A 13,801-nucleotide genomic window follows, 5' to 3' on the forward strand; every position below is an offset into this window, starting at 1 on the left:
TGAAGCGATTGCTCGTATCGGCTGGCGTTCGAGCAACCCTTATTATTAATAGGGGTATTGGTCTTTGCGGGCGGGGCGAGGATACTGGCCGCCGTTTCCCGTGACCTTGAGCCATCATGACTTTTAAAAGACTGACCGTTGTATTGCTGGCCTGCCTGACACTGTCCGCCTGCGGCGGGGTTGATCCGAATTCGCCCCTTGGCCAGCGCAAGGCCATTTTCAAGCAGATGCTCAAGACCGGCGAAGACCTGGGCGGCATGTTGCGTGGGCGCATTCCATTCGACGGCGGCAAATTTGCCGAAGGCGCGGTCAAGCTTGATGCGTTGTCCCACGAACCGTGGAAACATTTCCCGAGCGTGCGTGAAGAAGACCACACCAGCGCCAAGGACGACGTGTGGCAGCAGCAGGCACGCTTCCAGGAAATGGCTCGAAACCTTGAAACGGCCACCGGTGAATTGGTGATCGCCAGCCAGGTCCAGCCCTACAAGGCCAGCAACCTCGGGCCGGCCGTGCAGAAAGTCGAAGATGCCTGCACCGCGTGCCATAAACAGTTCCGCGATCACTGAGGCCGTCTTACTTGTCCAGTTCGTCCAGGGCTTCCTGCAAGTCCTTGCGTGACTGGGCCAGCTTGTCCTTGCGCTTGTTGATCTTGTCGGAGTCACCCTTCTTCATGGCCTTGTCGAGGTCAGCCTGACGGCGGCTGACTTCGTGCTTGGCGTCGAGCACCTTGTTTTCCCGCTCCTTTTTCAAGGAGGCATCGGTGCAGTTGGCGGTGACTTCACTCAAGGCTTTTTCCAGGCCGGCTTGTTGCTCACTGTTGCCGTGGGCCTTGGCTTGTTCGATCTGGGTGCTGATGGACTCGCGCTTGGCGGCGCAGCCTGTGAGTGGCGCAGCTTCCTCGGCTGCCAGCAATGGCGCGGACATAAGGGTAGCGACGGTCAACAGGGCAAAAGGTGCAAGAAATTTCATAAAGGCTCCAAGGCAAACAAGGTCGCAATCAGGTGGGCAGGATGAATTCTGCCGGCACCGGTTAATGCCGTCGGGCAGAGGTCAAAAACCATCTATCCCGGCAGCCCGTAATGTTTCACTCAAGGCCAGTACCTGCGGGTCGCGAAAAAAAGCGCTCAGTTGCGCTGCGCGACCCGGGCCTATGCCGTCTTCGGCCAGCCAGGCTTGAGTGTCTCTGGCGGCCAGGGTTTGCCAGCCGCCTTGTAGATTGTTGCGGGCCGTGGGCGGTACTCCCAGGGCCATCAGCCATTGCGCGAACGGTCGCTGCCGGGCGCTGCGCAAGCTGTCGAGTAAACGCGCACTGCTGCGTTCGCCGAAGCCATCAATGTTAGCAAGCTCTGCCTCATCCAGGGTTAACCAATCGAGCAGGCCGTCGATCAGGCCGGCCTGGATCAAGGTGTTCCAGGTTTCGCGGCCGATGTGTGGCAGGGCCAGGCCCTGGGCGCCGCTCAGCCAGGTCAGGCGCGCGAGCAGCTGTTCTTCGCAACCCGGGGCCAGTTGCCAGCAACTCAAGGGGTGGAAGTCCCTGGCCTGCGGGACCTGCAACTCGGCCCGTGGCTGGCTGCGCAGGATGACGCGGTCAAGGCGTGGGATGACGTGCCCGGCGAGGCTGATGGAGACCTGGTCGCCAGTACGGATATCCAGTTCCCGCCAGCGTTTCAGCGAACCGACACTGACCCGGCTGATCTTCCGGTCATCGAGCAGTACCGGTTCCAACTCCAGGATGGAGGTGATGCGCCCGGTGCGGCCAATCTTGAAGTGCACCTTGCGCACATGGGCCAGCGCCTTGGCCACCGGGTACTTCCAGGCAACCGCCCAGTAGGGCGCGCTGACCCGCCAGCGCTCGGCCGGGGCCCGCTGGCCTTGATGCAATACCACGCCGTCGCTGGCGAAGGGCAGCGGGTGGCTGTACCAATAGCTGCGCCAGTGCGCCGCTTCGGTAATGTCCTTGATCGGGTGGCTGTAGCGCCCGCTGTCGGTGAAGCCCCACTGCGCCAGCTGGCTCAGCCGCTCGGAAAAGTCATCGGGGCCCTGGGGCCAGGCCCAGACAAACAGACCGATATTGGCGGCCTCGGCTTCGCTCAACTGCCGGCGATTCATCAGCCCGGCCACTTTGCCGCGGGCGCCGAGGCCACCTTTGGCAGCTTGCACATGGTCATTCAGTCGCCAATAGAGTTCGCCCTGCAACAGCAGGTCAACGGGCTCGGGCAGTTGCTGCACGATCCCCGGAATCCGGCGGGCGGAGGCTGACCAATCCTGGCCCAGCCGGCCATCGCCGCGGCTGATGACCCGGCTCAACCGGCCCTTGCGGTAAACCAGCGTGACGGCGACGCCATCGACCTTGGGCTGGATCCACACGTCCTGGCGAGTCCCCAGCCAGGTTTGCACGGCGTTATCGTCCAGCAGTTTTTCCAGGCCGGTGTGGGGCGTCGGGTGGGCGATCGCGCCCCGCGCGCTGCCCAGCGGGTCGTCCGTGACTGGGGCGGAGGGGGTGAAACACCTGCGCCATTGGGCAAGGCGCTGGCTGGCCTGGTCATACAGCTCATCGCTGATCAATGACTGGCCGAGCCGGTGGTAGCTGTCATCCCACAAGCGGATTTGTTGCGCCAGGGTGCTGATCTGGGCCCGGGCGTGATCGGCCTCCCAGTCGGGGCACCCCTGCGACCACGCAGTGAGTGGCGAGAAGCTGAGTAAAAGGAAAAACAGCCAGCGCATAAGTGACGTCATCATGAGCATCCTTGCTCTGAAAAGGGCGCCCAGCCTAAGCCATCCCCGCGGGCATAAAAAAGCCCCGCAACCGCGAGGCTTTTTACCCGATGTTTCTGCTCGTTTGAACAAAACGCCGGGGCTTTGTGTACACCGTAGGACGATTACAGACCGGCGGCAGTACGCAGGTCGTTGGCACGGTCGGTCTTTTCCCAGGTGAACGTAGTGAACGTGTCGTTGCCGACAGTCTTCTGCTCAGGGGTACGACCGAAGTGGCCGTAGGCCGCAGTTTCCTGGTACATCGGGTGCAGCAGGTCGAGCATGGTGGTGATTGCGTAAGGACGCAGGTCGAAGATCTCACGCACCAGCTTGACGATCTTGTCGTCGCTGATCTTGCCGGTACCGAAGGTGTTCAGCGAGATCGACGTAGGCTGGGCCACACCGATTGCGTAGGACACCTGAATCTCGCAACGCTCGGCCAGGCCGGCGGCCACGATGTTCTTGGCCACGTAACGACCGGCGTAGGCCGCCGAACGGTCAACCTTGGATGGATCCTTGCCGGAGAACGCGCCACCGCCGTGACGGGCCATGCCGCCGTAGCTGTCGACGATGATCTTGCGACCGGTCAAGCCGCAGTCGCCCACCGGGCCACCGATGATGAACTGGCCGGTCGGGTTGATGTGGAACTGGGTGTCCTTGGTCAGCAGTTCGGCAGGCAGCACGTGCTTGACGATCAGCTCCATGACGCCTTCGCGCAGGTCGGCGTAGGAAACGTCCGGGTTGTGCTGGGTCGACAGTACCACCGCGTCGATGGCGACGACTTTGCCGCCTTCATAACGGCAGGTCACCTGGGACTTGGCGTCCGGGCGCAGCCATGGCAATGCACCGGATTTACGGGCTTCGGCCTGGCGCTTCACCAACTGGTGGGAGAAGGTGATCGGTGCCGGCATCAGCACGTCGGTTTCGTTGCTGGCATAGCCGAACATCAGGCCCTGGTCGCCGGCGCCCTGATCTTCAGGCTTGGCACGGTCGACACCCTGGTTGATGTCAGGGGACTGCTTGCCGATGATGTTCATCACGCCGCAGGTCGCACCGTCGAAGCCGACGTCGGAGCTGTTGTAGCCGATGTCGATGATCACATCACGCACGATCTGCTCCAGGTCTACCCAGGCAGAGGTGGTGACTTCGCCGGCGATGATCGCCACGCCCGTTTTCACCAGAGTCTCGCACGCCACTCGGGCGAACTTGTCTTCAGCGATGATGGCGTCCAGCACCGCGTCAGAGATCTGGTCGGCGATTTTGTCCGGATGCCCTTCAGACACGGACTCGGAGGTGAAAAGGGAGTATTCGCTCATCTCGATGTTTTCCTGATATTTACCGATGGTGAGTGTCGCCAGCCGGCCGCTGAAAATGGCGGACCTGAATCTGGAAACCATTACGTAAACCTACATAGAGGCTTTCCCCGGGAACGAGTCCCGCAGCGGTGGCCCAACGGGCCAGATCGTCCTGTTCAAAACCCAGCCAGAGATCACCGCAGGCTTCCCTGGCCCAACTCTGGTTGTGGCTGCATAAATCCGTGACCAACAGGCTGCCGCCTGGTTGCAGCAAATTCGCCATCTGCCTGAGGGCGTCTGCCGGGGCGGCGAAATGGTGCAGGACCATGTTCAGCACCACGCAATCGGCCCGCAGGCTGGTGTCATTCAGGGCGTCCGCCAACTGCAGGTGGACATTGCCCAGCGCTTCGCGCTCACACAATTGGCGGGCCAGCTCCAGCATCGCCGGGCTGTTGTCCAGCGCCGTGACCTGATGAAAGCGCCGCGCCAGCTCCGGCAGGAAGCCGCCGTCACCCGGGCCCACTTCAACCGCCGTAGCCTCATCACTGAAGCTCAGCTTGTCCAAAAGTGCCAGCACGCTTTCGCGGTATTGCGCCAAGCCGGCGATCAGATCCTGCTGGGCGCGAAACTTCTCGGCTACCCGTGAGAAAAAGTCCTGGCTGGCGGCAGCACGTTGCCCGTGCACCTGGCTGATGCGCGACTGCACGTCAGCTGGCAGCGCCAGGCTGTCTATTTCTTCGAGCAGAGCGGCGTGCAGCTTGCCGCCCAGTTGCTCGGTGTGGGGCAGGGCGCGACGGTAAAAAATCGCATTGCCCTCGCGGCGGGTCGCCACCAGGTCGGCCTGGGCCAGTACCTTCAAGTGGTGGCTCATGCCGGATTGGCCGATGGCGAAGATCTGCGCCAGCTCCAGCACCCCGAACGAATCGTTGGTCAGCGCGCGCAACACATTCAGGCGCAACGGATCGCCACCGGCCTTGCACAGGGCCGCCAGCTCGTCGCTGTCGTCGGGTCGAATGGAAGGTGCGCTCAGGTTCATAAGGCCAGCAGTCTAGTGACGGTGGGAAAACCCCGCAAGGGCAATATCAAAAAGTTTTGATATTGGTCGATAATCGGTGGTTATAAGCAGCCGCTATAACCCATGGACGAAGCGGGGGGCGGTTTCTCCAGTCAATCCGCAGGAAAAACACCCCCAAGTGACTATCTGTCATTGCCCCGAGGGCCGTGGCTGAGGGAAAATGCCGATCCTTTTTTCCGTTTCTTTTATTCAACCTCCAGGAGATCAGCGATGCCCAGCCGTCGTGAGCGTGCCAACGCCATTCGTGCCCTCAGCATGGATGCCGTGCAAAAAGCCAACAGCGGCCATCCCGGTGCCCCGATGGGCATGGCGGATATCGCCGAGGTACTTTGGCGTGACTACCTGAAACACAACCCGAGCAACCCGTCGTTCGCCGACCGTGACCGGTTCATCCTGTCCAACGGCCACGGCTCGATGCTGATCTACTCGTTGCTGCACCTGACCGGCTACGACGTCACCATCGACGACCTGAAAAACTTCCGCCAGATCCACAGCCGCACCCCGGGCCACCCGGAATACGGCTACACCCCTGGCGTTGAGACCACCACCGGTCCACTGGGCCAGGGCCTGGCCAACGCCGTGGGTTTTGCCCTGGCTGAAAAAGTGCTGGCTGCGCAGTTCAACCGCCCGAACCACAACATTGTCGACCACCACACCTACGTGTTCCTCGGTGATGGCTGCATGATGGAAGGCATTTCCCACGAAGTCGCCTCCCTGGCCGGTACCCTGGGCCTGGGCAAGCTGATCGCCTTCTACGATGACAACGGCATCTCCATCGACGGCGAAGTCGAAGGCTGGTTCACCGACGACACGCCTAAGCGTTTCGAAGCCTACAACTGGCAGGTGATCCGCAATGTCGACGGTCATGACCCGGAAGAAATCAAGATTGCGATCGAGACGGCCCGCAAAAGCGAGCAGCCGACCCTGATCTGCTGCAAGACCACCATCGGCTTCGGTTCGCCGAACAAGCAAGGTAAAGAAGACTGCCACGGCGCCCCACTGGGTGACGCGGAAATCGCCCTGACCCGCGCTGCGCTGAAGTGGAACCACGGCCCGTTCGAAATCCCGGCTGACATCTACGCCGAGTGGAACGCCAAGGAAGCCGGCCTGGCGGTCGAAGCCGAGTGGGACCAGCGTTTCGCGGCCTACTCCGCCGAATTCCCTGAGTTGGCCAACGAACTGGTTCGCCGCCTGGCCGGTGACCTGCCTGCCGACTTCGCTGAAAAGGCCTCGGCCTACATCGCCGAAGTGGCGGCCAAGGGCGAAACCATCGCCAGCCGTAAAGCCAGCCAGAACACCCTGAACGCGTTCGGCCCGCTGCTGCCTGAGTTCCTCGGCGGTTCGGCTGACCTGGCCGGTTCCAACCTGACCCTGTGGAAAGGTTGCAAAGGTGTCTCGGCGGAAGACGCCAGCGGCAACTACATGTACTACGGCGTGCGCGAGTTCGGCATGAGCGCCATCATGAACGGCGTTGCCCTGCACGGCGGCCTGGTGCCTTACGGCGCGACCTTCCTGATGTTCATGGAATACGCCCGCAACGCCGTACGCATGGCGTCGTTGATGAAGAAGCGTGTGATCTTCGTCTACACCCACGACTCCATCGGCCTGGGCGAAGACGGCCCGACGCACCAGCCGGTCGAGCAATTGACCAGCTTGCGCACCACGCCGAACCTGGACACCTGGCGCCCATCGGACGCGGTCGAATCGGCTGTGGCCTGGAAGCACGCAATCGAGCGCAAGGACGGCCCTTCGGCGCTGATCTTCTCCCGTCAGAACCTGCAGCACCAAACCCGCGACGCGGCGCAGATCGAAGGCATCAGCCGTGGTGGCTACGTGCTGAAAGACTGCATCGGCGAGCCGGAGCTGATCCTGATCTCCACCGGTTCCGAAGTGGGCCTGGCGGTTCAGGCGTACGACAAGCTGACGGCCGCCGGCCGTAACGTGCGTGTGGTTTCCATGCCGTGCACCAGCGTCTTCGAAGCCCAGGACGCCGACTACAAGCAATCGGTGTTGCCGTTGCAGGTCAGCGCACGTATCGCCATCGAAGCGGCTCACGCCGACTACTGGTACAAGTACGTGGGCCTGGAAGGCCGGGTGATCGGCATGACCACCTACGGTGAGTCGGCGCCGGCGCCAGCGTTGTTCGAAGAGTTCGGTTTCACCCTGGAAAACATCCTGGGTCAGGCTGAAGAGCTGCTGGAAGACTAAAGCGCGTCCCCTTGTAGGAGCGAGCTTGTTGTGGCGAGGGAGCTTGCTCCCGCTGGGCTGCGAAGCGGCCCCAAGCCGTGCTATCGAGATGTGTCAGATACACCTCGTCAGCCGGTCTGGGAGTGCTTCGCACTCCAGCGGGAGCAAGCTCCCTCGCCACACAAGCGAGTTCCTGCAAAGGTTTGTGTCGCCCACAATGCGAGAACCCCATGCCTCAACCGCGTCCCTACAAAGTTGCACTCAACGGCTACGGCCGGATTGGTCGTTGCGTCTTGCGTGCTCTGTTCGAGCGAGGGCCGGCGGCCGGGTTTGAAATTGTCGCGATCAACGATCTGGCGGACATGGCCAGCATCGAATACCTGACACGCTTTGACTCCACCCATGGCCGGTTCCCCGGCGAAGTGCGGGTCGAGGACGATTGTCTGCATATTAATGGCAACTGCGTGAAGGTCCTGCGCAGTGCCACCCCTGAGGGCATTGACTGGGCGGCGCTGGACGTCGACCTGGTGCTGGAATGCTCCGGTGCCTATCACACCCGTGCCGACGGCCAGCGGTTTCTCGACGCCGGCGCACCACGGGTCCTGTTCTCCCAGCCGATGGCCAGCGAGGCGGATGTCGACGCCACCATCGTCTACGGCGTGAACCAGGATTGCCTGACCGGTGCCGAATTGCTGGTGTCCAACGCCTCCTGCACCACCAACTGCGGCGTGCCGCTGTTGCGCCTGCTGGACCAGGCGATTGGCCTGGAATACGTGTCGATCACCACCATTCACTCGGCAATGAACGATCAGCCGGTGATTGACGCTTACCACCATGAAGACCTGCGCCGTACGCGTTCGGCGTTTCAGTCGGTGATTCCGGTGTCCACCGGCCTGGCGCGCGGTATCGAGCGACTGTTGCCGGAACTTGCCGGGCGAATCCAGGCCAAAGCCGTACGGGTACCGACGGTGAATGTGTCTTGCCTGGACATCACCATGCAAACCGTCAGCGACACCGACGCCGGCGAAGTCAACCGGATCCTGCGCGACGCCGCCACCAGCGGCCCGCTCAAAGGCCTGTTGGCCTACACCGAGTTGCCGCACGCCAGCTGTGATTTCAACCACGACCCGCATTCGGCCATCGTCGATGCCAGCCAGACCCGCGTTTCCGGCCCACGGCTGGTGAACATCCTGGCTTGGTTCGACAACGAATGGGGTTTTGCCAACCGAATGCTGGACGTTGCAGAACACTATCTGCAAACAGCCTCTCCACAACTTTAGCTCTCAGGAATTGCCCCCCATGACCGTGTTGAAGATGACCGACCTCGATCTGCAAGGTAAGCGCGTACTGATCCGCGAAGACCTCAACGTCCCAGTCAAGGACGGTGTTGTCACCAGCGATGCGCGAATCCTGGCCTCGCTGCCGACCATCAAGCTGGCCCTGGAAAAAGGTGCGGCCGTGATGGTCTGCTCCCACTTGGGTCGTCCGACCGAAGGTGAATTCTCGGCAGAAAACAGCCTCAAGCCTGTAGCTGAATATTTGAGCAAGGCCCTGGGCCGCGACGTGCCGCTGGTAGCCGACTACCTGAACGGTGTGGACGTGAAGGCTGGCGACATCGTGCTGTTCGAAAACGTGCGCTTCAACAAGGGCGAGAAAAAGAACAGCGACGAACTGGCCCAGCAATACGCTGCCCTGTGCGACGTGTTCGTGATGGACGCTTTCGGTACTGCTCACCGTGCCGAGGGTTCGACCCATGGCGTGGCCAAGTTTGCCAAAGTTGCCGCAGCTGGCCCGTTGCTGGCGGCTGAACTGGACGCACTGGGCAAGGCCCTCGGCGCTCCGGCCCAACCGATGGCCGCCATCGTTGCCGGCTCCAAGGTGTCCACCAAGCTCGACGTGTTGAACAGCCTGAGCCAGATCTGCAACCAGCTGATCGTCGGCGGCGGCATTGCCAACACGTTCCTGGCGGCTGCCGGTCACCCGGTGGGCAAATCGCTGTACGAGCCGGACCTGCTGGACACTGCCCGCGCCATTGCCGCCAAGGTCAGCGTGCCGCTGCCGGTAGACGTGGTGGTGGCCAAGGAATTCGCTGAAAGCGCCGAAGCCACCGTCAAGCTGATCGCTGACGTTGCCGCTGACGACATGATCCTGGACATCGGCCCGCAAACGGCAGCCAACTTCGCTGAACTGCTGAAGTCGTCCAAGACCATCCTGTGGAACGGCCCGGTCGGCGTGTTCGAGTTCGACCAGTTCGGCAACGGCACCAAAGTGCTGGCCCACGCCATCGCTGAAAGCTCGGCATTTTCCATCGCCGGCGGTGGCGACACCCTGGCGGCCATCGATAAATATGGCGTTGCTGACCAGATCTCCTACATTTCTACGGGGGGTGGTGCGTTCCTCGAATTCGTTGAAGGCAAGGTACTGCCGGCTGTCGAAGTGCTGGAAAGCCGGGCCAAGGGATAAGGCACTTGCTGAGGAAAAGGAGCATTCCGATGATCAGGTCGTTGGCACTGGTGATTGCAGCGGGCCTGCTGGCCGGCTGCGGCAGCACGCCGAAAGCGGCGCCCGAGTCTGAAAAGGCCGGGGCGGCTCGGCAAAAGAGTTGCTATCAGGCTGACTGGCAAGCCGAAACCATGCCGGTGATCAACAAGCGCATCGGGCCGGACGGGTTGGAGAAATACGACTCTGCGCCCAACGGTCAGGAACAGGGTTGCCCTTGACGGGTCTGATTCACTAACCGACAGCCGCGGTGGCCGCAGGTCGCCGCTTGAGGATTGGCAATGAAAGGCGTTTTCGCCCTGGCGGCACTGGCATTATTGGCCGGATGCACCAACCTGAACATGTTCGACAAGAAGGCAGAGCCGGCAGACAAGTGGACCACCTGGACGTGTGACAGCCAGGCGCAAGTCAACTGGCGGTTTGCCGACCAGGCCCGCACCCAGGTGGATGTGCGCCTCGGCGGCTCGGACCAGGTGTATCGCCTCAAGCAGGATGTGGCGGCCTCGGGCGTGCTGTACAGCGACGGCCAGTTGGCGTTTCACACAAAAGGTGAGGAAGGCCTGGTTTACTGGGTTGCCACCGATGATTTGATCGGGCGTGGCTGTAAAGCGCAATAACACGCCGCGATCACCCGTAGGAGCCGGCTTGGCGGCGATAGCGTCAGCCGCCATCGCCGGCAAGCCGGGTCCTACAGACAGGTTTAACGATTAAGCAGGGCAGGCTTTGAAAGCCTGACCTTCAATAACTTGAATAGCAGCCGCCGCTACGGCAGGCTTGCACGATTAACGACCCTCGACCGGGAGAGAGACTCACAATGGCACTTATCAGCATGCGCCAGATGTTGGACCACGCAGCCGAATTCGGCTATGGCGTTCCAGCCTTCAACGTCAACAACCTTGAGCAGATGCGCGCCATCATGGAAGCCGCTGACAAGACTGACTCTCCAGTGATCGTCCAGGCTTCGGCCGGCGCGCGCAAATACGCCGGTGCCCCGTTCCTGCGTCACCTGATCCTCGCCGCGATCGAAGAATTCCCGCACATCCCGGTGTGCATGCACCAGGACCACGGCACCAGCCCTGACGTGTGCCAGCGCTCCATCCAGTTGGGCTTCAGCTCGGTAATGATGGACGGTTCCCTGGGCGAAGACGGCAAGACCCCGACCGACTACGAATACAACGTACGCGTCACCCAACAAACCGTGGCCATGGCTCACGCCTGTGGCGTTTCGGTTGAAGGCGAACTGGGCTGCCTGGGTTCCCTGGAAACCGGCATGGCCGGTGAAGAAGACGGTATCGGCGCCGAAGGCGTACTGGATCACAGCCAAATGCTGACCGATCCGGAAGAAGCCGCCGACTTCGTGAAAAAGACCCAAGTTGACGCCCTGGCCATCGCCATCGGCACCAGCCACGGCGCCTACAAATTCACCAAGCCACCTACCGGCGACGTGTTGGCCATCGACCGCATCAAGGAAATCCACAAGCGCATCCCGAACACCCACCTGGTGATGCACGGTTCTTCCTCGGTACCGCAAGAGTGGCTGGCGATCATCAACCAGTACGGCGGCGACATCAAAGAAACCTACGGCGTGCCGGTTGAAGAAATCGTCGAAGGCATCAAGTACGGCGTGCGCAAGGTCAACATCGACACCGACCTGCGCCTGGCCTCCACCGGTGCAATGCGTCGCCTGATGGCCACCAACCCGAGCGAATTTGACCCACGTAAATTCTTCGGCGCTACCGTGACTGCCATGCGTGATGTATGTATCGCACGTTACGAAGCCTTCGGTACTGCGGGCAACGCTTCGAAGATCAAGCCGATCTCCCTGGAAGCGATGTACCAGCGTTACCTGAAAGGTGAGTTGAACGCCAAGGTCAACTAAGCCTTACGCGTTAATGAAAAGCCCGCAGCGATGCGGGCTTTTTTGTGGCTGAAATTTGATCAGGCGGCTGCGGGGGTGTCGAAGCCGCGGTATTCGATGACGCGGAATACGTCGCTTACGTCCTGCACCAGGATGCGGGCGGTGTTGGCTACGTGGTTCAGGTCACGCTCCGCAAAATCGGGCAGGCTGGAGCAGGCCATCAAGTTGAGGTGTTCGAGGGCGGCGTTGAGGCGTTCACGCAGGCAGGCGTGCAGGTCCTGCAGCGGAGCTTCGCTGTCGATCAGGAGTACCGGGTATTCGGTGGCTGTTTCGGTGCAGGGGGTGAAACGGCGGGGCGGGAGTTCTGGCGTCATGGCAAATATTCCTCGTATCTAAAAAGGACTACCGCCATTCGCTGCGAAACGAACGGGTGGTAGCTGTGTGCGGGTTCGCAGACCGAGGATACGAGGAACCCGGCAGACCCGAAGGTCTCCCACACACAGCCACCATAAAATAAACGACGGACGTAGAAGCGCTAGTCGTTGCATTCATGATGCTTGGTTACACACGTATCGTTAGGGCTGCGAAACCCTATCGCCGTTCAATGCCGGCGACGGGGCGAACTATAAGCGGCGCTCCGATTCACCGCAACGGCCCTGTAGGACACAGAACCCCTGTGGGAGCCGGCGGTGCGACGATTCGACTTGCCCGCGATGGCGGTGTGCCAGTCGAAGAATAAGTTGGCTGATACACCGCCATCGCGGGCAAGCCCGGCTCCCACAGGGATAAGTGTTGTTTAATTGATTGTGTTAATCACCGAATGATCCTTGGGTCCATAGGACAGTGCCTACGAGATGTGAGGAGACTTAGTTCTCCACCAGCACCTTCGGATTCGAGTTACCCCACACCGTATACAGATCCGCCAGCAACGCACCGTTGATGTCTTCAACCTCCGCCTGGCTGGTCTCCACCGCGCCCTGCTTGCCGAACAACACCACCTCATCGCCGCTCTTCACGGTCGGCACGTCGGTGACATCGACCATCAGGGTGTTCATCGACACCTTGCCCACCACCGGCACCCGGTGCCCGTTGATCAGCACGATGCCTTTGTTGGTAAACGCTCGGCGATAGCCGTCGGAATAACCCACGGTGATGTTCGCCAGTTTCGAATCCCGCGCCAGGGTGTAGGTGCGGTCGTAGCCTACGGTGTTGCCTTTCGGGTAGCTGTTGACGGACGCCACGTGGGATTTGAACTGCATCACCCGCTTGTATTCGGTGAACGACGGTACGGTATCGCCAAACAGCAGGCCGCCCGGACGAACCATGTCCAGCCGCGACTCGGGCACTTCCAGGGTGGCGAAGGAGTTGGCGGCGTGCAGGGTGATTTTGCTGCGGTCGAGCTGGGCGACGTTGATCAGCCAGTTGGCTTGTTCGTTGAACGCCTTGAGCCCGGTGCGCACGTCGGCGGCGTCTTCGACGGCGAAGTGGGTCATGATCGCCGTCACCTGCAGGTTTGGCACCTTGGTAATCGCTACGGCGTCGCGGCGGCCCTGGGCGGTGGTCATTTCCACACCGTTGCGGCTCATGCCGCTGGAGTTCAGGCCCAGGTGCACGACCAGTGGGCGGCCGTGGTTTTCGGCGATCAGGCTGGCGCGCACGGCGAAGTCCAGATTGCCCACCAGCTCTTCGACGTTATACGGCAACGCAGCTTCCAGCTCGCTCAGGGCGGCGGTGCGTACGCGGATCAGTTGGCCCTTGAAGCCGCTTTCACGGACCACGCGGGCTTCTTCGTTGCTGGCGATGCCGACGCAGGGCACGCCCAGTTTGATCACCGAGGGCATCAGTAAACCGATGCCGTGACCGTAGGCATCCGCCTTGAGCACGGCGCAGATTTTCGACTTGTCAGCGAGGCTGGCTTGGAGGGTGCGGATATTGTTTTCGAAGGCGACCTTGTTGATTTCGACCCAGGCGTTGCTGTCCTGGATATTGACCTGGGCCACCCCGTCGGCCATCGAGAGGGGCGGGGCGGCGAAGGCCGGGTTTTGCAGCAGTGCCATGCCCATAGAGAGGGCGAGCAGGGTGCGGGAAAAGGGCATTGGGCAGTCTCCATGACTTTCTTGTAGGGGGTAGTGC

The 13,801-nt window shown here is 61.4% G+C and carries 13 protein-coding genes; 7 read left to right on the top strand and 6 right to left on the bottom strand.

Going from position 1 to position 13,801, the window contains the following annotated elements:
- Nucleotides 1-116: 116 nt before the first annotated feature.
- Nucleotides 117-566, top strand: coding sequence for a cytochrome c (locus HX814_RS09530; RefSeq protein WP_008434083.1), 450 nt, complete (start codon nt 117-119; stop codon nt 564-566).
- 7 nt (nt 567-573) lie between these two features.
- On the opposite strand, the gene HX814_RS09535 is transcribed toward HX814_RS09530, so the two are convergent.
- The 4 genes from HX814_RS09535 to HX814_RS09550 all read right to left on the bottom strand — a co-directional run bounded on the left by HX814_RS09535 (nt 574) and on the right by HX814_RS09550 (nt 5,085).
- Nucleotides 574-969 (bottom strand): DUF1090 domain-containing protein, encoded by a 396-nt coding sequence (locus tag HX814_RS09535; protein ID WP_008434082.1) that lies wholly within the window; start codon nt 967-969, stop codon nt 574-576.
- Nucleotides 970-1,050: 81 nt separating this feature from the next.
- On the bottom strand, nt 1,051-2,736 hold the full coding sequence (ligB, locus tag HX814_RS09540; RefSeq protein WP_256343981.1) for an NAD-dependent DNA ligase LigB: 1,686 nt from the start codon (nt 2,734-2,736) through the stop codon (nt 1,051-1,053).
- Between the two features lie 143 nt (nt 2,737-2,879).
- Nucleotides 2,880-4,070, bottom strand: a complete 1,191-nt coding sequence (gene metK / locus HX814_RS09545) for a methionine adenosyltransferase (protein WP_003216863.1) — start codon at nt 4,068-4,070, stop codon at nt 2,880-2,882.
- 19 nt (nt 4,071-4,089) lie between these two features.
- Complete coding sequence (locus tag HX814_RS09550; protein WP_003216864.1) at nt 4,090-5,085, bottom strand: metalloregulator ArsR/SmtB family transcription factor; 996 nt, start codon at nt 5,083-5,085, stop codon at nt 4,090-4,092.
- Between the two features lie 249 nt (nt 5,086-5,334).
- Here HX814_RS09550 and tkt point away from each other — a divergent pair, with 249 nt between their 5' ends.
- From tkt to fba, 6 genes are all read left to right on the top strand, one after another.
- Complete coding sequence (tkt, locus tag HX814_RS09555; protein ID WP_087693225.1) at nt 5,335-7,332, top strand: transketolase; 1,998 nt, start codon at nt 5,335-5,337, stop codon at nt 7,330-7,332.
- 209 nt (nt 7,333-7,541) lie between these two features.
- Entirely contained in the window at nt 7,542-8,591 is a 1,050-nt protein-coding gene (gene epd / locus HX814_RS09560) for an erythrose-4-phosphate dehydrogenase (protein WP_008434077.1), read from the top strand.
- A gap of 19 nt (nt 8,592-8,610) precedes the next feature.
- Nucleotides 8,611-9,774 carry a phosphoglycerate kinase gene (locus HX814_RS09565; RefSeq protein WP_003216867.1) on the top strand — a complete coding sequence of 388 codons (1,164 nt, stop codon included), beginning with the start codon at nt 8,611-8,613 and terminating at the stop codon, nt 9,772-9,774.
- Nucleotides 9,775-9,803: 29 nt separating this feature from the next.
- Entirely contained in the window at nt 9,804-10,031 is a 228-nt protein-coding gene (locus HX814_RS09570) for a hypothetical protein (RefSeq protein ID WP_008434073.1), read from the top strand.
- Nucleotides 10,032-10,091: 60 nt separating this feature from the next.
- Nucleotides 10,092-10,427 carry an MliC family protein gene (locus HX814_RS09575; RefSeq protein ID WP_003216869.1) on the top strand — a complete coding sequence of 112 codons (336 nt, stop codon included), beginning with the start codon at nt 10,092-10,094 and terminating at the stop codon, nt 10,425-10,427.
- 197 nt (nt 10,428-10,624) lie between these two features.
- A complete protein-coding gene (gene fba / locus HX814_RS09580; protein WP_003177554.1) occupies nt 10,625-11,689 on the top strand; it encodes a class II fructose-bisphosphate aldolase in 1,065 nt (354 codons plus the stop codon).
- Between the two features lie 59 nt (nt 11,690-11,748).
- Here fba and HX814_RS09585 read toward each other — a convergent pair whose 3' ends face one another.
- Nucleotides 11,749-12,042: a fructose-bisphosphate aldolase gene (locus tag HX814_RS09585; RefSeq protein WP_087693224.1), complete on the bottom strand. Its 294-nt coding sequence runs from the start codon at nt 12,040-12,042 to the stop codon at nt 11,749-11,751.
- Nucleotides 12,043-12,534: 492 nt separating this feature from the next.
- Complete coding sequence (gene alr, locus HX814_RS09595; RefSeq protein WP_003216875.1) at nt 12,535-13,764, bottom strand: alanine racemase; 1,230 nt, start codon at nt 13,762-13,764, stop codon at nt 12,535-12,537.
- Nucleotides 13,765-13,801: the final 37 nt, after the last annotated feature.

The sequence above is a fragment of the Pseudomonas sp. C8002 genome (assembly GCF_013385765.1).
Classification (GTDB): Bacteria; Pseudomonadota; Gammaproteobacteria; order Pseudomonadales; family Pseudomonadaceae; genus Aquipseudomonas.